We start from the raw sequence: 23,405 nt of genomic DNA on the forward strand, positions 1-23,405 counted from the left end.
GCTAAAGAATATATTTGTTGGATGACCCTTTAATGAGAATCTGTTGCTTTAGTGTTAAAGATAAGCTGTAAAACAGATATTTTGATATAAACATCTGTTGAGGTGTATTTACCGATATGAATAATAAAGATTGAAATATCTGTTTTCTTATTATTGCAATAATTTCTTTATAAGATTCAATAAATCAATTTTTAAAAATGGTTTTGAAATATAATCATTTACTCCACCTTTAATAAATTTTTCCCTGTCTCCGACCATAGCGTATGCCGTTAAAGCTACTACAGGAACATTTTTATATCCTTTTATTTCCCTGATTTTTTTCGTCACATATAATCCATCATCATTTCCTAAATTTATATCCATCAAGATCAAATCGTACTTATTCAAATTTGCCAGATTAATTGCACCCTCGCCATTTTTCGCTTTATCAAGAACATAATAACCACTCAGAAAAGTATCAATCAGCATTAATGTAGTATCATCATTATCGACAGCCAATATTCTTTTCCTTTCATTTTCCGAGACTATCTCTTTTTTAACTGTGGTGCTTTTCAAATCTTGTGAAATTTCAAGTTCCTGGTTAATAATCTCTTCTTTAAAATCAGCATCCAAGTTAGTCGGCAGTGTTACTGTAAATACTGACCCCTTTTCTAATTCACTTGTTACAGTTATAAAACCACCCATCTTTTCAACAAATTTTTTCGTCAGGCTTAATCCAAGTCCTGTTCCTTCAAAACCCCTGTTTAGTCCTTCGCTAACCTGCCGGAACTCTTCAAATATAAGGTCAAGTTTGTCAGCTGGTATCCCTATGCCGGTATCCTTTGTTACTATGGCTACATACCGTTTATTCTCGATTAATATCTCGTTTAATTTAACAACAACACCACCTTCTATTGTATATTTTATCGCGTTATTAATAATGTTGTTTATTATATCTCTAACCAATCTTTCATCTAAGTTAACTGAGATTGATTTGTCGCAATTTTCACTTTGAACTTTTAATCCCTTTGATTCTGCCAGTTTTTTATAAAGATTAACAGCTGTCTTAACTGTTTCGCATATATTAAATCTTTTATTATTTAATTCTAATTTTCCTGCTTCTATTCTTGATAAATCTAAAATTAAATTCAATGTCTCCATTAACCGGTTTCCGCTATTAAATATACTGTCTGCCATGGTATAATGATCATCCTTAGTGAGTTCGCTTCTTAACATATCTGAATATCCTAATATTCCTACCATTGGAGTACGTAACTCATGACTCATATTAGCCAAAAAACTTGTCTTTAGTCTTTCGGATTCTTCAGCTTTATCTCTGGCTTTAATTAATTCCTGTTCCGATTGCTTCCTTTTTGTGGTTTCTAGGCTCGTACCTATAAGAAAAGAATTATTCTCTACATCTAATCTTTGAATTGACAGATAAAACCATTGTATTATGCCGGTTTGGAATTCGAACCTCAGTTCTATTTCAGAATGACCCGATTCTTTAGCGTCCTGAATTGATTTTTTAGCATTTAATAAATCTTCATTGTAAACATAACGAAAAATATTTTCATCGTGTTCATATTTAATATTAACAAACCGCATTTTTTTACTGAATTCATTTTTTCTTATATAATTACCGTCAAGATCGGTCATAAAGAAGCCCCCCGGAAGTGTTTCTATTATAGCATCGCTTAATCGCTTTTCGTTTTTTAATGCCTCTTCTGAAATCTTCCGCTCTGTTACATTCCTAACTATGGATAGTATTCTGCTTTCACCTAATGATACGAACCTGGTTTCAAAAGAAAGCTTTCCGTTTGGTAAATTAATGTCATATTCAAACGGTTCAACTATTTGATTTGAAGAAACCTTTCTTAATATTTCTATAAAATTATTTGACGCTGGTGTCTCTAAGTAATCTTTAATATTACTCCCAATAATATTCTCTGTTTTATCAATAAAAATACTAACATCAGGTGCGTAATATTCCAGAAAAGTTCCGTCTTTATCAAATATAAACATTAGGTCTGGTTGTGCTTCAAGAAGTGCTTTATATCTTTTGGTAGCCTCGGTTTTTTCATTCACCTCCCTGATAAGATTTTCTTTCTGCTCTTTAAATTTCTTAACGAGATTTGCAACATCACCAAACTCGTTTTTCTGATCCAATAAATTGCTAACGTATATTAAGTCGTCTTCTTCAAGACTTTTGACAATATTTTTAAGTGGTATAGTTAACCACTTATTAGTAAAATACACAAAGAATAAAATAGTAATAACTAAAACTCCAAAACCAACGAATAATAGTTTCTTTATATTACTTAACTCGGACTGAAATTCAATTTGTGTCGAGAATATTAATTCTGCTAAAAATTTGTCCTGATAATCTTTCAATTGTCTGTATATAATCTCTTTATTATCGTTAAATGGTGGGTGCGATTTTTGCTCTGAAAGATTTATCTCCAGTTCGAAGCCGGTTATTTTGCTGACCTCATTAATGTACTCGGAATCCCATTTTTTTGCAGATAATAAATATCCGACTTCTTTTGTTGTATAATAAATATCATACGTTGGAACTACAACCGCTGCAAATATTTCATATATCGATTCATCCTGTCTGAGAAAAGTGTGAAATGTTTTATCGTTTTTAAACCACTCCAATATTTCATTTTCGCTTATTCTCAGATAATTAGATACTGTATCGGTTTCAGCAAAAATGTTTCTGCCGGATACATCGTAAACGCTTAAAAAATTCATATTAAAAGTCTCAAGAATAGCATTGAAGTTTTCTTTTGCCCAGACTGTATCTTTTGTTTTAATAAACTTAAACATATCATCCCAGGCTGAATTATCAATTGTAGGTTTCAGGAAACTTGCGGCTTTTAAGTCAAGTACTTTTTCAACGATTTTTTCATCACTGAGATGTTTTGATTGCATGTAGATGCTTATTTCTCTGTTGCGGATGTATAAATACCCGATAAGAAATAACACTAATACCAAGATGACGGAAAGAAATAGTATCCTAATTTTATTATTAGTCTTCATCTTATATGTTTTAAACTAATATTCACTTTATGTCCTCAATAGTGTATATTCTGGGGATAAAAATCTATACAAACATATAAAATAATTTGTAATGATTATTTCAATATTAGTTCTAATAAGTATTAAATGCAACTGCAAAATTATGCATTACATCTTGCATTTTTCCAGTATTAGTATGTGTCAAAAATGTCACTAATAAAAAAATATACGTTGTTTTTAGCCTAAACTTAATTAGTCTCTAATTAGTCTCTAATTAGTCTCTAATTAGCCTTATAGACATCCTCTGATTGCTTGTGACAAAATCGACATCCTCGGTTTAATTCTTCGAAGGATAAATTATTTAAAAGAATTTTATTTCTTGAACATTAATAATATTTTATTCATATTATGCGATGAAAGGAGAAACTATGAGACTTAACAAAAAACTACTTGACCACCCGTTCTATCAGTTGTGGGCGAAAGGAGAAATTACGCGGGAACAAATAGCTGAGTATTCGTACACATATTTTGAGTTCATCCGGGAAATTCCAAATCTCTGGTTAAAGGCTGTCGTAGGACTGAACGCTGTATCGAAAGAATCCACTAAGATTATTGCCGAAGAAACAGAGCATATTTCTTTGTGGAATGATTTCAGAATTAAACCGCCTAGCGATAATTATCCATCAATGAACGATATTATTAAAGAACTTTCAGAAATGAACCCGTCGGAATTGCTCGGTGCAATACATTCTTTCGAAATTCAGCAGCCCGAAGTCGCTAAAACAAAGAAAGAAGGGTTACTGAAACATTACAACTTCGAGGAGTCGAAGACTAAATACTTCGATGAGCACATGAACGAAGAAGAGCATATTGCATACGGTAAAATGCTATCTCAAAAGTTTGCAGACAAGTCCGATTTCGAAAAAGGATTTAAAAGAGGTTCTGAGATCTTTTACAATGCGCTAGATAGATTCATGAAAAATTAGTTTAAAAATCGAAGGAGAACTCAGTGTACATTATCTTCCTGTATCCGTGTATTTTCAATCTTCATTTTGCTGGGGAAGAGGTAATAGAAGATTTAATATATCGTGTCACAATGCCCGTTTAAACGGGCAGAAAGACACTACCCTCCGAATTCCTCCATCAGCAATGTTGCTGCATCAGTCTCAATCTTTTCATAAGGAACTTCAAGAAGTTTCTTTAAGAGCGAAAACCAGTTCTGCTCATTCCCTTCTATTGGCAAAGCTATTAAGTCCTTTTCTGTGAATCCGTTCATCTGTGCTAACTTGTACAAAATCAGTTTTGCTGCCCATTGATGTGAGGTATCGTCTTTATTCGCATTTACTATCTTCTCAAACAGTGTAACTAATATTAGTCTCCTTAATCCGTCTGAATTAACTAATTCATACAGATAAGCAGAAAACTCAGGATTAATTTTCAGTAATATTTCACATATATCCTTTTCTGTTTTGAATGTACTGTCTAAAGAGAAAAAATCCTCTCCGCCTATATTATTGTAAAAGTATAAAAGTACTTCCGGTACTGATTTACCGATTCTTTGTGCCAGCTTGTAGTCGTTTAAATGTCTTATCTCATGATAAGCATTCGATTTCTTCACGAGTTCCGTGAATGTCTTGTTAATAACATACTTCCGGCTTTCTTCTTGTATTTTGCCGAGTATGAATTTTCTGTCATTGTTGTCTTGGACAAATCCGCTGACCATCAATCCTATTTCTTTTTGCGCATACTGCTCATCATTATCAAACAAACGCAAATACCTTTCAATCACGTAATCCAGGCTTTCTGCAAGTATGAATGCGAACGGGGAATTCGGAAGCTTTATTCCAAGAAACTGCTCCCTCAGGTTTAGTCCGTCAATTCTATTTATAATATGTACGATTGAACGAATGTTTTCCCTTTCAAGAATCACGGAATCTGTAATCTCATATGACATCAGAAGCGATTTTGCATTACCGTTCTTGTACCTATATTCAAACATTAATGTTGTAAAAGGATATCCTTTGTTATACAGCTCAAGGTTCAATGAGTTTGTTGCGTTATATATGGAATCAAGCTCCGATGAATTCTCTAATAGTTTTATTAGAATCGCCGTCTTTCTTAATATCACCGAATCAATTAAGCTCTTAAAAACATTCTCTTTAACAGCGGTATATTTATCTGATTTCCTCCAGTCGCTGTTAATGTAATACTCACGGGCATTGTTTAAAGCTGAAATAAGGTTAGCAGCATCATTTTTAAAAAAGTTCTTTACGGACTTGGTCTTCTGCTCTTCAGCAACGTAAGAAAAGTTGTTCATCCTTTCATACATGAAGTTTGCGGAGACCTTACTGTCCTTGACTAAATATCCTCCTTTAAGTAGTACTGTAAAATTATGATTTCCGTTGGATAAATATAGCGGATCAATTTTTATGTTTGCAATTTTAATATTTCCAATTTCCGTGTAATTCAAACTGCTGAACATTCTTCTTTCGTATAGCCTCCCGTCAACAAATATTTCTACTACCTCAGGCGTCATTTTCCCTTTAATTAATATTGTGGTTGCGAATTCAGTCGAAACAAGGATACTTTTATCTGGTGATATAAGGTAAACTCTGAACGAATTCAGGTTGTATATCCTGTATCCGACAAATACCGTCAGGACTATTGCAGATATCGCAAGAAGCGGAAGCAGTACATAATATTTCAATGACTTGTTCATTAACAAATATCACTAACTATAGGTGAAGAAAAAAGGAATATAATTATTCTTATACTTAAAATTTCTTTGTCGTGTCCCCTTAAAAATTCTCATCAAATGAGAATATTTGCATTTCTAAATTTTATATCTTTGTATAAGTTTAAATCTAATGATGAAGAATTTATACATATATCAAGCATCAGCAGGTTCAGGTAAAACACGTACACTCGTACAGGAATACCTTATCCTTGCTTTCAAAAATCCTGGTAACTATAAGCATATTCTCGCTGTCACATTCACGAATAAAGCTACAGAGGAAATGAAAACCCGTATCATCGACTATCTTGTGAAACTGTCAGAAGGTAATGATGAAAAGCTTGCTCAGGATATCATATCAACCTTGAAACAACGCGGATGGTACAGCAAAACTTTTGATATTTCAAAAACTGCTGCACAGGTTCTAAGCGGTATTCTGCATGATTATTCTAGCTTCAACATTAGTACAATTGACAGTTTCTGCGTTAGAATTATTAAAGCTTTCGCAAAAGAACTTGGTCTGCCTGTTGGTTTTAATCTTGAACTCGATACCGATATGGTTCTTGATGAAATTACATCCTCTATGCTCGACAGCATCGATACTGATTATTTGCTCACTAAATATTTATCAGAATATCTGGATTCCCGTCTTGATGATGAAAAGACATGGAACATCGATAAAGACATAAAAGAGTTTGGTAAACAAATTGTAAGTGAAAACTTCTGGCTTCGTAAACTTAACAGTACGGAAGATGTTTATGATGATAAGAATAAGGTACTTGAACTCGTTAATGATATTAGGCAAGTCAAATTCTCGTATGAAAATAATCTTAAATTAAAATCCCATAGTATAATCGAATTAATAAATCAGGAAGGATTAACCCACGCCGACCTTGCTGGCGGTTCAAAGTCAGGTATCCTTGCTTATTGCGAAAAGCTTCAAAAAGGACCTGCTGAACCGTATAAAACTCTCACAAAATATTTCAACGAAGGAAAAAGTTTCTTTAAAAATAATGCAAAAATCGAAAATGATGTCATACGTTTTTATTCTGAAATCATCCATCTGATCAGTACGCAAGCGAGATCTTACAACACAGCAAATATAATCTTCAAAACTATATACAACATTGGTATTCTCGGCGATCTCTTAAGGTTCCTTAATTCTTACAGGAAGAAAAACAGAACAATTTTATCAACAGATATTAACAGTTTCCTAAGGTTGTTGATTAGCGATGATATTTCACCGTTTATATACGAAAAGCTTGGCATAAAACTAAATTATTTTATGCTCGATGAATTTCAGGATACTTCTCGGTTTCAATGGGACAATTTAAAACCTCTTATTATCAACTCACTCAGCGAAAACAATAATTCACTCATTGTCGGCGACGTAAAACAATCAATCTATAGATGGCGTAATGGAGATATGCGTCTTCTCCTGTACGGTGTTAAAAGGGACCTGCACGCTTTCAGTTCAATGATTAGTGAGGAATCACTAAAAACAAACTGGCGTTCTCATAAACAAATCGTTGATTTTAACAACAGGTTTTTCTTGACTCTTAAAAACAGGTTTGCAAATCTTGACGATTCTTCGAACGAATACATGATTCAGTCATACGAGGAAAATTCAACGAAACAACTAATAAGCGGAGAAAAAACTGACGGTTACGTAGAGGTAAATTTCTATGAAGAAGATAAAGAGACAGGTATAAGCGCGAATGAACAGTCAGAAAAGCGAGTTACTGAAATTATTAATGAAATTTTAAAAGATAACTATAGTCTTGGTGACGTACTGGTTCTTGTACGCAAAACAAAAGATGGCAGAGAAATCTCTGAATCTATCGCGAAAGCAGGTTATAGTGTTGTCTCGGAACAGTCTCTTCTATTAATATCTTCAGCAAAAATAAATTTTATCGTAAGTACACTTAAATATCTGAACGACAGTCGTAATAAGCTATCAAGAACAGAAATGCTTTATAATTATAACCAGATTAAAAATCTGAATTATTCGAATTCGGATATTTTAAATGATTCAATCGAATTAAACGGAAAGATTTTTGTTGAAATCATGCCCGATGAATTCTTTAAAGATGATGAAAAACCTAAACATCTTCCCGTTCTTTACAACCTTACCGTTTATGAACTTGTCGAACATATAATTAGTATTTTTGAACTCAATAACGATGCTGATCCTTACATAGTAAAATTTTTGGAGGAGGTGAACAGGTTTGCTCAGGAAAAAGAATCTGACATATATTCATTCCTTGATTATTGGGAAGACAATAAACATAAACTTTCTATAAGCGTTCCTGACAATATGAATTCTGTAAGAGTAATGACCATTCATAAATCAAAAGGACTCGAAAGCAGAATAGTAATCATTCCTTATGCAAACTGGAGTATAGAAATAGACGGTAACAAAGATAAAATCTGGGCTTCAACCTCCGAGGCACCATTTAATAAAGCATCTGCTTATTATGTGAAAGCAGTGAAAGAGGCGAAGTCCACATATTTCGAAAAAGATTACCTTGAAGAATCTAAACTGGTCAGGCTCGATAACATCAACCTTCTCTACGTAAGTATGACCCGTCCAACTGACAGGCTGTATTTGAACGTGCCCGTCAAATCTGTATCATCTATTGCCGATTCAATAAAATCTTCCATTGAATCAGATTTTGAAGTCAAGAATAACAAACTTATTCTCGGGGAAAGGACAATTTTCAAGGATGAAGATAATGGAAAAAGTAAGAATAAGATAAGAAAGGAATTTATAAAACTTGAAAGTATTAACTCGTCACCATATTTTAAAAAACTGTTCATAAGACCTTCATATCGAAAGCTAAAAGTGATCGGAAATGAGAGGTTTCGATTAAAGACTGATAATGGAGTAGTTGTCCATAAACTTCTCTCATACATAACTACCAAGCACGATATTGATTCTGCGCTCATTAAGGGATTAATGGAAGGCATAATCAGTTCAGCAGAAAAGGAGAAGTTTAAAACTCTGCTGACCAAAACAACAGAATCGGAAGAAACACGTGATTGGTTCGACGGTAGCTATAGCGTTAAATCTGAGTCTGAGATACTTACTACCGATAACCGGATTCTGCGTCCCGATAGGGTAATGATGAAAAACGACTGCACCGTTATAGTAGATTACAAAACCGGACGCGAAGAACAAAAACACAGCTCACAACTGGACGAATATGCTGAAATTCTGTCTGAAATGGGTTATAAAAAAGTTCATAAATATCTGCTGTATATCACCGACAAAGCGAACGAAATAAAAATTAAAGTGAAAGACCTTAACGGAGGAATGAATGAATAATTTTATCGCATCGGTTGCAGCAAAAATATTTGCAGCACACAGTGGAAATCTTGGTAGCGTTCTTGTTGTGTTCCCTTCCCGTAGGGCAGGAGTGTATTTCCGTAAAGAACTTTCAGCATTGCTTGATAAACCTGTTTGGTCGCCCGCAGTAATGAGCATAAACGAATTTGTAGTATCATTTTCAAAACTTGAGCTTGCGGATAAGCTGACGCTTATAATGAAGTTATATAAATCGTACTCAAAGCATTTCATCGAAGAACCATTCGATGAATTCTATTCATGGGGTGAAATGCTGCTGAAAGATTTTGATGAGGTTGACAGGTATCTTGTAAACGCAGAGCTTCTTTTCAGAAAGCTTAAAGATGAAAAAGAGATTGAACACAGGTTTCAAACCGAATTAAACGAATACGCAAAAAATTTCTGGGGAAGTCTTATTAATTTAAGGTCAGACAATGAATACGCAAAAAAATTTCTTGATATCTGGAATAGTCTATTCGAAATCTATTCCGGTTTCAGAAATGACCTTACAAAAGATGGACTTGCTTATGAAGGGCTTGCTGCGAGGGAAATCGCAGAGAATATCGGTAATTCTTCATCATTCGATAAATATGTTAAAGTTTATTTTGCTGGTTTCAATTCTCTTAATAAATGTGAGCTTAAAATTATTAGTTCACTTAAGGAAAAGGATAAATCAGTAATTTTCTGGGATGCTGATAATTATTATCTCGACGATATAAAACAGGAATCGGGTTCATTCATCAGAAAATTTCATGAACAGATCGGCGGAGAAATAATCCTGTCGGATGACTCGCTAACTTCTGGAACAAAACAAATTGAAGTAGTAGGCTCGCCGCTGAATTCAGGTATGGTAAAAGCATTCGGCAGTAAGCTTGAACAGGAAATCAAAGGTCGTAAGGTATCCCCGGAAAATACACTTGTCGTTATACCCGATGCTTCCGGTCTTTTACCGGTTCTTTATTCTATACCAGCAAACTCTGGTAATTTAAACGTTACGATGGGATTGCCTCTGAAGTCAACCCCTTTGTACAATCTCATTAGCATTATAAACAAGCTTCACTCTGGAAAAATATTTGAGGATGAAAAACCTAAGTTTTACTACAAGGATGTTATTAATTTATTATTGCATCCATACATTAAGTTTGCCTCTGCAAAAGATATTTTCGCATTTATCAGAAAAGTAAGAGAGGAGAATATAGCATATATTGATGTTTTCAAGGAATTCCTGAACACTCTCGGTAATAAAAGCATTAAAATTATTTTGACTCAGATATTTACCTCTGGTCCTGATGTAAACGAATTAATTAACAACCTGAACGGTATCATTAATTCCCTTGCAATCAGAATTGAAGAAAGCACCGATTCAGACGGTGATTACAAAGTTTTTCAGCTTGAATATCTTTACTGTTTTTCCACTCAGCTGAACCGTCTTGCAGATGCCTTGACTGCCGGAGATGTTCGGCTTAATCAGTTTACATTTTGGAATATGCTGAAGCAGATATTAAACTCAACGGGAGTTGTTTTCACAGGCGAACCGCTTAAAGGACTTCAGGTGATGGGTCTTCTTGAATCAAGAAACCTTTCATTTGAAAATGTTTTTATACTGTATATGAATGAGGATTCAATGCCCACTACAAATCAGATGTTAAGTTACATTCCTTATTCACTTCGCAAAAGTTTTGGTATGCCGACTTATGAGGAAAGCGATTCAGTAAATGCTTACTATTTCTGGAGCCTGGTTCAGAAAGCAAAGAACTTGTATCTTTTCTACAATTCAGAAGCAGGTAATGATGTTAAAGAAATGAGCAGATATATTCAGCAAATAGAGAAAGAACTTCTGCACGTAAACAAGAATATAAAGTACGGTCACGTAATTGTAAGTCCTGAAGCGAACGAAATAAAAGATAACAGGATTGTAATTACGAAGACACCCGAGCTGAATGAATTTATGCTGAGTCGTATTAAAAGAATGTCCCCAACCTACCTTGCCGATTACATTAACTGCGGATTGCAGTTTTACTTAAGGAAAGTACTTAACCTGAAAGAAGATGACGATGTGGAAGAAGTTTTCAGTCCCGCTGTGTTCGGTACGGTTTTTCACGGCATTATGCAGAAACTATACGAACCCTATATCGATAAAGTCATTTCGGACGATATTATAAATACTATCATTGATAACGTTAATAAAAACTATGATGATGTTTTTGAAACATTCTTAAAATCTGACAAAAAACTTTCTAATGTAAATTTCTCCGCAAAAGGCAGAAACTTGCTTTACAAATCAATAATTCAAAGACTCGCTATTCGTCTGCTGCAACAGGAAAGAAACCGAAATCCCTTCACGGTAAAAGCTCTCGAAAATGAAATGTACACATCAATTAAGTTTAACGTAAACGGAAAAGAGCGGGAAATCAGTATTGGCGGCATAATAGACAGGATTGATGAAGAGAGCAACATTACTACTGTTATAGATTATAAAACAGGAAATGATTACATAGTGACTTTGTCTGCAAAAAACTATGAAAAGTACTGGGAAGAATTTCCTGCAAGCACAAAATATAAAGCAAACCTGCAGACGATGCTTTATGCCTATATGTTGTGGATGGAGAAACCCGATAAAAAATATAACGCAGGTCTGTATGCCTTAAAAAATCCGAGAGAGAATATTAAGACAATCAGTGCAATTCCGTTTACTGATTCCGATATGAAACGATTCGAATCAGTTCTGGTATATCTTCTCGAGGATGTTTTCAATGTTGAAAAACCATTCACACAGACAGAAAATCTTGATAACTGCAAATACTGCGATTTCAAAACCTTATGCAGACGCTTGTAATTATTTGTTATCATAAAATTAAGAATAGGCAGAATTTTAATATTATTATACAAAAATTCATTTTAGTTAATATTAGGGTATGAAAACATCATTTTTAGCTTATTTTTGAAATTTTATGCTAAAAAATTTTCTTGACATTTATATTCAATATATCTATTTTACTTCGTTAGGGATAGCTTTCAAGAGGGAATATCTAAAAGGGAATATCTAACACAGTGATATCAAATATTAATATCTCATTTATCAGGAAATTATCGGTATTATCAGTATAAAGTAATTTGTATTAAAACAAAATCAGGGAGATTATGTTTACTGGTAATTATAAAATTAACGTAAATTCAACCTCAGCTGTTATTCATTCGATATCCGAATATGCTGTTAGCGCATTGTTATTCCCAAATTCAGACTCAAAAGGTTCGTTATTTATATCAGTTTTAAAAGTTTATTTTTATTAATTAAATTAAAAAAACTATTATGAAAAGATTACTATTAACCGTATTTCTTGTTTTAAGTTTTGCGGTATCATCATTCAGCCAGATTACATGGACTCAGGTTTCTTCAGCAGGCGAGTTCTATAAAATTGTGAAAACATCTGACGGTAAATATCTCGCTAATTCATCTACATTTTCTCCAGTCTATCAATCTACTGATTTAAATACATGGAATATAACACCCGGTGTAATTCCTGCTATGGTTACTCCCGGATTCTTTAAAGACCATACGGGTAAGGTTTTTATAGGTACAGGCAACGGTCTTTATTATACACCAAATAACGGGTTAACATGGAATTCTGTGGCAGGATTTCCAGCGGCCTACGGTTTTCTCATGGATATGACTGAGGATGCATCAAATATACTTTATGCTGGTACTGCTCAAACAGGAACGCCTGGAGTTTATAAAAGTACTGACGGGGGTGTCGCATGGACCTTTATAGGTCAGAATCATATTGTTGATTATGAATTGGTACCCGAAACGAATCAACTTTATACATTAGCTTTTCCTGATCAAATTCATGGCAACGTATATTATTCAAATGATCATGCAAATACATGGACAGAAGTTACAGGACAACCATTCTCTGGTTCAGCTATTATAATAAAGCACTATGGCAGTAGTGTGTATGTCATTAGAAATAACGGTGAAATTTATGTTTCAACTAATAACGGCGTAAATTGGAATTATTATTCTACAATATTAATTTCCGGAACACCTTGGCCATACTTTAATGATGCTCTGATTCTTGATAATGGAATCTGGTGGGTAGGAATCACAGGAATCGGTTTATTCAGAAGCAGCGATAACGGTTTAACCTGGTCTCAGCAGAATAATGGCATTAATGGAAGCTTACATTATTTGTACAACGATGGACCAACCGTTGTCGTAACAACATCTGCTGGTATTTACAAGTATGTTGAACCGGTATTTGCTCCGACTTTATTAGCACCTGTAAACAACTCAATTAGCAATTCAACAACACCTACATTGGATTGGTACAATGCTGCTTATGCTACTAAATATGAAATACAGATTGCTACGGATGCGACATTTACTAATATTATTCTCGATCAAATAACATTTACTTCGCATTATACAGTTTTACCAAATCAAACGTTAAATTATAATTCAAATTATTATTGGAGAGTATTTTCATATAATGAGAATGGATGGAGCGGACCTTCGGCTGCATGGACTTTTAAAACTATGATTTATCCATTATGGACTTTGTATCAAACCGGCGTTCCATATTCTTTATTTGGGGTTGATTTTTCAAGAACCAATACAGAAATTGGTGTTGCTGTCGGGCAGGGTGGTACAGTTATTAAAACAACAGACCATGGTCAGGAATGGACTCTGACATATTCTAATGTTAATATCTGGATGAACGATGTTCAATTCGACCCGAATTATGATGGAGTAGTTTGGGCAGCAGGAATGGGAGGTGTTATCATAAGGTCAACTAACAACGGTGATACATGGACCGAAGTTAGACCATTCAGTTCCCCCGACCACACAATTCGCGGAATTGCTGTAAAACCCGGTCAATCCGGAAGTGTATCTTTTGTTGGTTATGCAGGTACATTCTTTGAAACCAGTAATTATGGTCAATCTTTTACACAAAGATATGATATACCGTTTACTATGCATTCAATTGCATATCCCAATAATTATTCAACAAGTGGTAAAGGAATTATATGCGGTACTGATGGTAAAGTCTGGAATACAACAAATTATGGTGTAAACTGGACAGCAAGAAACACAAACCGTTATGATTATCTTAATGATGTCGTTTATCTTGAAGATTGGTCATCAGCTATGATTTGTGGAAATAACGGCACGATACTTAGAACAACAAATAATGGAAATAGCTGGTCCGTTAATATTCAGTATTTAACAAGCGAACATCTCCGTTCAATTGATGCTTATAGTGTGCAGGTAACGGTTTGCGGTGACAATGGAAAAATCATGACCTCAAATGATTACGGTAATTCTTTTACTGACCAGCTTAACGGCGAAAACAGACATTTATACGGTGTTGCATTGAGGTCTGGATCCGTTGGAGTAGTGGTTGGCGAAATTGGTTCAGCTGCAAACGGCGCATTGTATTTCACTGCTATGAATGGCGGTTATGTCGGTATCACACAAACAGGAAGTGAGATTCCACAGGATTATTCTGTCAGTCAGAATTATCCGAACCCGTTCAACCCGACAACTAAGATTAATTTTTCCTTGCCTAAACAGGGACTCGTAACGATTAAGGTTTACGACCTCCTCGGTAAAGAAATAGAAACACTCGTTAACGAAGTTAAATCAGCCGGAAAATATACAGTTGATTTTAATGGGTCAAAACTTTCAAGCGGTGTGTACTTCTACAGAATTCAGGCAAACGATTTCGTTGATGTAAAACGAATGATGCTCGTTAAATAAAGTTGTTCTCAATATTTTAATCAAAAGGCGGTCGGCTTTGACCGCCTTTTTGATTTCTTCTTTACAATTTACTTACTCTTCCTGTGCGTTCGGTGCATCCCGATTCTCATTATCGGAACTCATCCCATTCTACCAAATAATTGAAATAAAAATTATTTAATTCATTATTGACATTAATGAATATTATTCCTATTTTGTCAAACCTGTTAAAAGAAGAATGCACAAGTTAGGGAACTTCAATCCCTCCAGAAACAGTTAACAGGTATAGGGGGAATTAAAAGAATAAATTTATTATTATTTTAATTCATAAAGGGGAAAAGCTATGAAATCGAAAATCTTACTACTCGCATTAATTGCGATTATGGGCATCGCGTCATTGACCGAAGCCCAGGTCCCGTCATACGTACCGGCAAGTGGTCTCGTTGGTTGGTATCCGTTTAACGGCAATCCGAATGATATTAGCGGTAACGGAAATAATGGAACATTGTATAATGGTATCACGCTAACGAATGACAGATATGGCTATGCTAATTCAGCTTACAATATTGATGGTATAGATAACTTTAACGTTAGAGGATTAAATTTACCTGTTAATCTTTTAAATGGTTCTGATTATTCAATCAGTGTCTGGATGCAGACAACTAATACAGGCAAAATAAGACAAACCGTTTTTAATTCAAATCCTCATGCAATAGCGTTACTGAATTATAATCATGATTTTTCACCCGGTATTATGGGTGGTTGGATTTCAGACGGAACAGAACCGTGGATTGTAACGGGTGCAACGAACAATTTTACTATGCCTGCATATACAACATGGAATAATATCGTAGTAGTCAAAACAGCTGCTGAAGTGAAATATTATGTTAATGGAACATTAGCAAGAACTCAGCCTATTGGTCCTATTGGAAATGATGCATTTAGTCTGAATTTCGGAACCATCGGTTTTGACGGCGGCTGGGGTTATCATACTTTTGAAGGTAATCTTGATGATATCGGGGTTTGGAATCGTGCATTAACTCCTTATGAAATTGATGTTTTACATCAAAGTACTTTTGCAGCACCGACTTTAATTTCTCCGTTAAACGGTGCGTTCGGTGTTTCTACCTCACCGAATTTTGACTGGTCAGACATTCCTTTTGCAACAAAGTATCATCTTCAGGTTTCAAACTTACCTGATTTTTCGAATTTATTAATAAATAAAAATGACATAGCAGTATCAAACTATACTCCTCCTGCACCATTGGCATTTAACACTACATATTATTGGAGAGTTTATGCTGGTGATAATTTCGGATGGAGCTATGCATCCGATACATGGAGTTTTGGTACAATGACAACACCACCTTGGTCTCTCTATCAGACCGGCGTTCCGTATTCTTTGTTTGGAGTTGATTTTGCTCCGGCTCCATTCGACCATATTGGTGTTGCAGTAGGACAAGGTGGAACTGTTATAAAAACTACCGATGCAGGCGAAGAATGGACATTAACTTATTCAAACATAAACATCTGGATGAATGACGTTCAGTTCGACCAAAACCAGCCCGGCGTTGTATGGGCTGCAGGTATGGGCGGAGTCATCATTAGGTCTTTTGATTATGGAAGCACTTGGACAGTCGTAAGACCGTTCAGCACACCGGACCATACAATTCGTGGAATCGCTGTAAAACCAGGAGCATTCGGTCATGTATCATTTGTTGGTTATGCCGGGACGTTCTTTGAAACTAACAACAACGGGGCTACATTCAATCAGAGATTTGATATTCCGTTTACGATGCATTCAATCGCATATTCTCCGCAGTTCAATTTTGACGGAAGAGGCATTATAGCTGGTACTGACGGTAAAGTATGGAATACGACAAATAACGGTCTAAACTGGGTAGCAAGAAATTCAAATCGTTATGATTATCTTAACGACGTTGTATTCCTTAATCCTAACGAAGCAATGATTTGTGGTAATAACGGAACCATACTTCGTTCAACAAACTGGGGTAAAACCTGGACTGCCAATGTTCAGTATCTGACAATCGAACATTTGCGTTCAATCGATGCGTACGATCAGAAAGTCACCGTTTGCGGAGATAACGGAAAAATTATGACTGCCAGCGATTGGGGCTTTACATTCGTTGATCAGCTGAACGGTGAGAACAGGCACTTCTATGGCGTTTCTTTAAGACAATCGAGCATAGGTGTTGTAGTTGGAGAAGTTGGAACTGCAGGTACCGGTGCACCGCTTTACTATACAACAATGAATGGTGGTTATGTCGGTATTACTCAAACAGGAACCGAAACTCCAAAGAATTACTCTTTAAGCCAAAACTATCCGAATCCGTTTAACCCGATGACTAAGATTAACTTTGCAGTACCAAAGCAGGGACTTGTTACATTAAAAGTATATGACATGCTCGGAAAAGAAGTAAAAACTCTTGTAAATGAAGTTAAATCAGCTGGTTCCTACACGGTTGATTTCAACGGCTCACAGCTCTCAAGTGGTGTTTATTTCTACAAAATACAGACAAGCGAATTCACCGAAGTAAAACGAATGATGCTTGTAAAATAAAAATTAATATAAAACAATAATACAAAAGAGGCGGCCAGCAATGGCCGTCTTTTTTATAAATCATTTTCTTCCTTTTTCCTTGAATTTTTAATCTTGTTAAATTGTTCGATTATTTATGATAAATTAAAAACTACTTTTAGTATATTAGCATGAAAAATTATAGATTCTTTCTCTTAATTTCATTGTTCTTCTTTGCTTTTGACACCTTTTCTCAGGTAAATCTTGATACTGACCCAAAACAGAGGATTTTTCAAAGTCCTTCTAATGCACCATTCATTTCAGCATGGGACAAAGTTCCTGATGCTATTAGAAACAGAAATTCCTTTAGAAGATATGAGTGGTTTTACAGGTCACGACTCGATGAAAATGGAGACTTTCCTAAAGAGCATATTGATCGTCAGAAAGCAACAGAATTGCAGAAAATACAAAATTACATTATTGAAAACGATGGTCCTATGAGCGATCAGTGGACCAATATCGGTCCTTTAGCCATTGATATGACAAGCAGTTTCATTCCTTACTGGGGTAACGTAAGCGGAAGAGTTAGAGGAATGGATATACATCCCACAAATCCCAACATCATTTACATAGGAGCCGCTGCAGGCGGTATTTGGAAAACAACTGACGGCGGTGCATCATGGACAGATAAAAGCGGCGACCTGAATCTTCTCACATTCGGAGCGATAGCTATTGACCCTTCGAACACAGAAATAATTTATGCGGGAACGGGTGAAACCCGCTGGCTATTTAATACTGTAACATTTGAAGGAGACGGATTGTATAAATCCACAAATGGCGGAAATAATTGGACTAGAATAATTAATGGCTTTGGATCACAGACTCAATTCTCCGACATTCAGGTATCACCATCTAACTCTAATGTGATATTAGCTTCTATCGGAACGGGAAACTATAATAATCCGGGTGTGTCGAATCAGGGAGTATGGAGAAGTTCTGATGCAGGCGTTACATGGACAAGGGTAATAAATCTAACAGGTGCATTTGATGTTGCTTTTCATCCGACAGACGGAAATCTGGCTTATTCTGTTATAGGTAATACAGAAGCTTCCGGCGGATTTATGGTATCAACTAATGCAGGTGTAAACTGGTCTCAAAGCAATACAGGATTGCCGGCAAATACATCCAGAGGAAGACTTCAATTTGAGATTTCAAAATCTAATCCTTCAATAATGTACTGCCTTGTATATCATAATACAGCCATTTCGGCAACCAGAACAACATGTGCATACAAATCAACCGATGCTGGTGCTAGTTGGTCTCAGATTTCTACGGGTGTTAACATTGCAGGCTCTTATGATGGTACAAATGTAAGCGACCAGGGCAGTTACGACCTTTGCCTTTCTATAAGTCCTACTAATTCAAATAATGTTTTCTTTGGGAATGTTGAAATATGTAAAACAACGGATGGTTCAAACATTTCTTTTGTAAGAAACCCTGCCGGATACAGTGCCGGTGCCGGTGCATGGGATTGCTATACACACGTAGATATTCATAAAATAATGTACGCTCCATCAGATGCAAACATCATTTATGTATGTTGTGACGGAGGAATTTATCGTTCATCAAATTCGGGCTCGACATTTACGCATTTAAATAATGGCGTAAACACAATTCAGTTTTACCGCATTGCTTCGCATCCTACTAATGCGAACATTCTATACGGAGGTGCTCAGGATAACGGCAATTTCAGCACAACTGATAAAGGAGCTACAAGCTGGGCATTTGAAACCAGCGGAGATGGTATGGAGTGTTTTGTGGATTATTCAAACACTAACAATGTTTTCATGAGCACACAGTACGGTTCTTTGAACAAGAGTACAGATGCAGGTGCTACTTGGAATAACGTAGTTGGCTCAAGCAGTGGTACTACTGCCTGGACGGCTCCTTATTGGCAGCATCCGACTGTTCAAAATGCAATATATGCTGCATATGGAAGAGGAATTATCCGTTCAACTTCCAATGGTAATGCAGGAACTTGGTCTTTTATTGCAACTTCAATAACTACAAACAGACTGACTTCCGTTGCACATTCATCCGTTAATACTAATAATATGTTAGCTGTTGCAAGTTATTTTACAACATCACCCAGTATTTATAAATCAACCAATGAAGGTATTGGCAGCTGGACAGATATTACATCAAACGTTACAGGTTCAGGATTCTCAGGCACCATGATACATGGAGCAGTCGCACATCCGACAGATGAAAACACTTTTTATCTTACTCGGGCTTCCTATACAACAGGGCAAGTTTTAAGAACTACAAATTTTGGAACGAACTGGACTGATATAAGCTCAGACCTTCCGGCGATAACTGTTAGCGATTTATTCGTTGACCCTGCAAATACTAACCACCTATATGTCGGCAACGATTTTGGTGTCTATTGGTCGTCTAACTCAGGTGCGAATTGGATTAAGCTCACAAACGGATTTCCTATGGTACCGGTACTTGATTTCAGTTATTTCAGCAACGGTGGAACACGTTATCTGAGGGCTGCTACACACGGCAGAGGAATTTATGAACTTAGTATTGATGTACCATTACCTGTAGCATTGCAGTCATTTACTTCTTCTGTAACAAATCGTGATGTAAAACTAAATTGGATTACGTCTCAGGAATCAAACAATTCCGGTTTTGAGGTGGAAAGAAAATCAATAGACGGCAGCTGGTCGAAAATTGGTTTTGTAAATGGTAACGGAACAACAAATACAGAAAGGTATTATTCTTACGAAGACAAAAATCTTTCTACTGGTAAATTTAGTTACAGATTGAAACAGATAGACTATAATGGTAATTTCGAATATTTCAACCTTAATAGTGAAATTGAAATTGGAATTCCGCGAAAGTTTGAGCTTAGTCAAAACTATCCTAATCCATTTAATCCGACAACCAAAATAGATTTTGCTATTCCCGTTGATTCAAGAGTATCATTAATAATATACGACATCACCGGCAGGGAAATCATTCGTCTTATTAATAATGAATTAAGAAAAGCAGATTTCTATACAGTGCAGTTTAATGCAGCGGGCAATACAAGCGGCATCTTTTTTTATAAGCTTTCAGCAGAAGACTTTACACAAACCCGCAAGATGATAATGCTCAAATAAAAAATTTTAAAGAATGAATTATATAAAGGCGGTCAGCAATGCCCGTCTTATTTTTTACAAAGGAATAGCATCATTTAAAAAAGCACGGATTCCCGGGTATTTCGGAATTATTATTTTATTGATTCTGTGCATTTTTTAAATTACATTATATATCTATTCAATTTAGAGGCTGGGGCAGGGATAATAATAGATTAGTCGTATTTATTATTTAAATCACATTTTTATTTTATGATATATAAAGTACCGGACAATTTGCTATGAGATCGATTTATATAATTCTAACGGCTGTAATACTGTTTCTCTTTTCTTTGAGTTTTAATTCAGAAACAGTATTTTTTATTCTTATTTCAGTAATTGTTGTTTTCTTTGTTTACAAACTCTCACGCAGGTAAAGCCCATATTACTATTTCTTAGAAAACAGACTTGTCACATTATGGCAAATACGTCAGTGAAAAATAACAATTTTTTTACAAGCCGATTACTGATCAAATTTGAATGCAAGATGAACCTATTAAAACGAATTATATTACATCATTCCTGGATGTTGAGTTACCATAAGAACTGAAATTTTTCCAGAAGAACATCGAGGAATAAAAAATTTAAGATTAGTTTATTAACAAACAACTATTTAGCCAAACTGTTTCCTGTTTAAACTTTCGTATAAAATGAATAAATTTATAATCAATTTTGAAAATTATTAATTAAACTATAAAAATATTATGGCAGAAAAGAAAGATTTTTTAAGAGAAAAGATTGAACATATTGATATAAAGAAGCATAACATTGTTCCGCTTGTTGAGTCGTATAAGAATATGGCGTTTCAGGCACGCAATCTCTACCGTGCTTCACATTATTACGATATGATGCTTGAAGATAAGAACTGTTCAGTGATTCTATGTCTTGCGGGTTCTCTTTTTTCGGCTGGTTTGAAGAATGTTGTAGTGGACATGGTGAGAAATAATATGGTTGACGCAATTGTTTCAACCGGTGCAATTATGGTTGACCAGGATTTCTTCGAAGGTCTCGGTTTTAAGCATTACATTGGTACACAATTTGTTGATGATAACGAACTGCGTGACCTAATGATTGACAGAATATACGATACATACATTGATGAAGAAGAACTCAGGGAATGTGATTTCACCATTGGAAAGATTTGCGATGCTCTTGAACACAGACCTTATTCATCCCGTGAATTTATCTGGCATATGGGTGAGTACCTAGCTAAACACGGTAAGAACAAGGATTCGGTAGTACTTGCGGCTTATGAGAATAACGTCCCGATATTCGTACCTGCATTTTCGGACTGTTCGGCTGGGTTTGGGATTGTTCATCATCAGTGGCACAATCCGGATTCTCATGTTTCGCTCGATTCTGCAAAAGATTTTCTTGAGTTAACTAAAATTAAACTTGATGCTTTCGAGACAGGACTGTTTATGGTTGGCGGAGGTGTACCAAAGAATTTTACGCAGGATGTTGTAGTTGCTGCGGACGTTCTTGAAAAAGAGGTTCCTATGCATAAATATGCGATTCAGATTACCGTTGCTGATGAGCGAGACGGTGCTCTATCGGGTTCAACGCTTAAAGAAGCTAGTTCATGGGGTAAGGTTGATATGACTTATGAACAGATGGTTTATGCTGAAGCAACCATAGCAATGCCTCTTATTGTTGGTTATGCTTATCACAAGGGAAACTGGAAGAACAGGAAGAAGAGAGAATTTAATAAAATGTTTCCAAATAAATCCGTAAAATTTTAAGAGCAATATTTGAAGCACACGATTGAAAGTAAGTATACATTTTTGTTGAATCTAAATTAGCGTAAGCATAATGAAGAAGTATAGGTTTAAAGGAAAAATTATTCAACATGGCAATATGGATGCGGGTTACGTTATATTTCCGTATGACGTAAAAAAGGAGTTTGGAACTGGACGGGTTAAAATCAAAGCGACTTTTGACGGTGTACCTTACCGCGGTTCGCTTGCACCTATGGGAGTGAAGGAAGGGTACCCGCTTTTAGTATTAAAAGATATTCGTAAAGCTATATATAAGACTTTCGGCGATGTTGTGAATGTAGTTCTTGAAAAAGATACTGAAGAAAGAACAGTTGAGGTTCCCGATGAACTGGCAAAAGTATTCAGAAGGAATAAAAGACTTAATAATGGGTTTGATGCGATGTCATACTCTCACAAGAAAGAATACGTGAACTACATTAATGATGCAAAGAAACCGGAAACAAAGTTAAGAAGAATAGAGAAAGTTCTTGCAGCAATTGAAGAACATATAGAGAGTAAAGCGAAGAAGAAAAAGTAAATGTCGTTTTTTGAAATAGTGCTTATAGCAATCGGGCTTGCAATGGATGCATTTGCTGTTTCAGTTGGAGCTGGTACGCTTTCTGTAATGAACAATTCGCGCTCTGCAATAAGGCTCTCTTTTCACTTTGGACTTTTTCAGTTTCTTATGCCTGTTATCGGATGGTTTCTTGGAACGTCCGTTCAGCGTTATATAGAATCAATTGACCATTGGGTTGCATTCTTACTGTTGGCTTATATAGGTATAAAGATGATTCATGGAAGTTTTAAAAAAGCAGAGGCAAAAAAAGATAATCCTTCGAAAGGGAAGAACCTTATTATTCTTAGTCTTGCAACAAGCATTGATGCACTCGTTGTAGGTTTTACTTTTGCGCTTTTGAATGTTAATATATGGTTTGCAAGTGCTACCATTGGAATTATTACTGCTGTTATGTGTGCGGGAGGCGTATGGGTCGGAAGCAGGCTTGGGATGAGGCTTGGCAGTATTATGGAAATATTTGGCGGTATAATTCTGATTATAATCGGTTCTAAAATATTAATTGAACATTTATTCTATCCATAATT

The 23,405-nt window shown here is 35.5% G+C and carries 11 protein-coding genes; 9 read left to right on the plus strand and 2 right to left on the minus strand.

Features of this window, described 5'->3' with window-relative positions:
• Positions 1 to 150: 150 nt before the first annotated feature.
• Positions 151 to 3,024 (minus strand): ATP-binding protein, encoded by a 2,874-nt coding sequence (locus WC644_07460; GenBank protein MFA5011780.1) that lies wholly within the window; start codon positions 3,022 to 3,024, stop codon positions 151 to 153.
• Between the two features lie 407 nt (positions 3,025 to 3,431).
• On the opposite strand from WC644_07460, the gene WC644_07465 reads away from it, so the two are divergent.
• Positions 3,432 to 3,989: a hypothetical protein gene (locus WC644_07465; protein ID MFA5011781.1), complete on the plus strand. Its 558-nt coding sequence runs from the start codon at positions 3,432 to 3,434 to the stop codon at positions 3,987 to 3,989.
• Positions 3,990 to 4,126: 137 nt separating this feature from the next.
• Here WC644_07465 and WC644_07470 read toward each other — a convergent pair whose 3' ends face one another.
• The gene (locus WC644_07470) at positions 4,127 to 5,722 is read right to left on the minus strand and encodes a hypothetical protein (GenBank protein ID MFA5011782.1); all 1,596 of its coding nucleotides are present in this window, start codon (positions 5,720 to 5,722) and stop codon (positions 4,127 to 4,129) included.
• A 148-nt stretch (positions 5,723 to 5,870) separates the two neighbouring features.
• Here WC644_07470 and WC644_07475 point away from each other — a divergent pair, with 148 nt between their 5' ends.
• The 8 genes from WC644_07475 to WC644_07510 all read left to right on the plus strand — a co-directional run bounded on the left by WC644_07475 (position 5,871) and on the right by WC644_07510 (position 23,403).
• Entirely contained in the window at positions 5,871 to 9,065 is a 3,195-nt protein-coding gene (locus WC644_07475; GenBank protein ID MFA5011783.1) for a UvrD-helicase domain-containing protein, read from the plus strand.
• Positions 9,058 to 11,919 carry a PD-(D/E)XK nuclease family protein gene (locus tag WC644_07480; GenBank protein ID MFA5011784.1) on the plus strand — a complete coding sequence of 954 codons (2,862 nt, stop codon included), beginning with the start codon at positions 9,058 to 9,060 and terminating at the stop codon, positions 11,917 to 11,919. Before WC644_07475 ends, WC644_07480 begins: the two co-directional genes overlap by 8 nt.
• 474 nt (positions 11,920 to 12,393) lie before the next feature.
• Positions 12,394 to 14,844, plus strand: coding sequence for a YCF48-related protein (locus tag WC644_07485; GenBank protein MFA5011785.1), 2,451 nt, complete (start codon positions 12,394 to 12,396; stop codon positions 14,842 to 14,844).
• Between the two features lie 322 nt (positions 14,845 to 15,166).
• On the plus strand, positions 15,167 to 17,404 hold the full coding sequence (locus WC644_07490) for a LamG-like jellyroll fold domain-containing protein (GenBank protein ID MFA5011786.1): 2,238 nt from the start codon (positions 15,167 to 15,169) through the stop codon (positions 17,402 to 17,404).
• A gap of 149 nt (positions 17,405 to 17,553) precedes the next feature.
• Complete coding sequence (locus WC644_07495; GenBank protein MFA5011787.1) at positions 17,554 to 20,532, plus strand: T9SS type A sorting domain-containing protein; 2,979 nt, start codon at positions 17,554 to 17,556, stop codon at positions 20,530 to 20,532.
• A gap of 719 nt (positions 20,533 to 21,251) precedes the next feature.
• Positions 21,252 to 22,289 (plus strand): deoxyhypusine synthase, encoded by a 1,038-nt coding sequence (locus WC644_07500; GenBank protein ID MFA5011788.1) that lies wholly within the window; start codon positions 21,252 to 21,254, stop codon positions 22,287 to 22,289.
• A gap of 70 nt (positions 22,290 to 22,359) precedes the next feature.
• A complete protein-coding gene (locus tag WC644_07505; GenBank protein MFA5011789.1) occupies positions 22,360 to 22,842 on the plus strand; it encodes a YdeI/OmpD-associated family protein in 483 nt (160 codons plus the stop codon).
• A complete protein-coding gene (locus WC644_07510) occupies positions 22,843 to 23,403 on the plus strand; it encodes a manganese efflux pump MntP family protein (GenBank protein ID MFA5011790.1) in 561 nt (186 codons plus the stop codon). It abuts the gene before it with no gap.
• The last annotated feature ends 2 nt before the right edge of the window (positions 23,404 to 23,405 follow it).

It is taken from the genome of Ignavibacteria bacterium, assembly GCA_041649015.1.
In the GTDB taxonomy this organism is placed as follows: domain Bacteria; phylum Bacteroidota; class Ignavibacteria; order Tepidaquicellales; family Tepidaquicellaceae; genus CAIKZJ01.

What these genes read in the sequence shown, in the direction of transcription:
- WC644_07475 (MFA5011783.1), top strand. Translation starts at nt 5,871, where the DNA reads ATGATGAAGAATTTATACATATATCAAGCATCAGCAGGTTCAGGTAAA.
- WC644_07500 (MFA5011788.1), top strand. Translation starts at nt 21,252, where the DNA reads ATGGCAGAAAAGAAAGATTTTTTAAGAGAAAAGATTGAACATATTGAT.
- WC644_07505 (MFA5011789.1), top strand. Translation starts at nt 22,360, where the DNA reads ATGAAGAAGTATAGGTTTAAAGGAAAAATTATTCAACATGGCAATATG.
- WC644_07510 (MFA5011790.1), top strand. Translation starts at nt 22,843, where the DNA reads ATGTCGTTTTTTGAAATAGTGCTTATAGCAATCGGGCTTGCAATGGAT.
- WC644_07480 (MFA5011784.1), top strand. Translation starts at nt 9,058, where the DNA reads ATGAATAATTTTATCGCATCGGTTGCAGCAAAAATATTTGCAGCACAC.
- WC644_07465 (MFA5011781.1), top strand. Translation starts at nt 3,432, where the DNA reads ATGAGACTTAACAAAAAACTACTTGACCACCCGTTCTATCAGTTGTGG.
- WC644_07460 (MFA5011780.1), bottom strand. Translation starts at nt 3,024, where the DNA reads ATGAAGACTAATAATAAAATTAGGATACTATTTCTTTCCGTCATCTTG.
- WC644_07485 (MFA5011785.1), top strand. Translation starts at nt 12,394, where the DNA reads ATGAAAAGATTACTATTAACCGTATTTCTTGTTTTAAGTTTTGCGGTA.
- WC644_07495 (MFA5011787.1), top strand. Translation starts at nt 17,554, where the DNA reads ATGAAAAATTATAGATTCTTTCTCTTAATTTCATTGTTCTTCTTTGCT.
- WC644_07470 (MFA5011782.1), bottom strand. Translation starts at nt 5,722, where the DNA reads ATGAACAAGTCATTGAAATATTATGTACTGCTTCCGCTTCTTGCGATA.
- WC644_07490 (MFA5011786.1), top strand. Translation starts at nt 15,167, where the DNA reads ATGAAATCGAAAATCTTACTACTCGCATTAATTGCGATTATGGGCATC.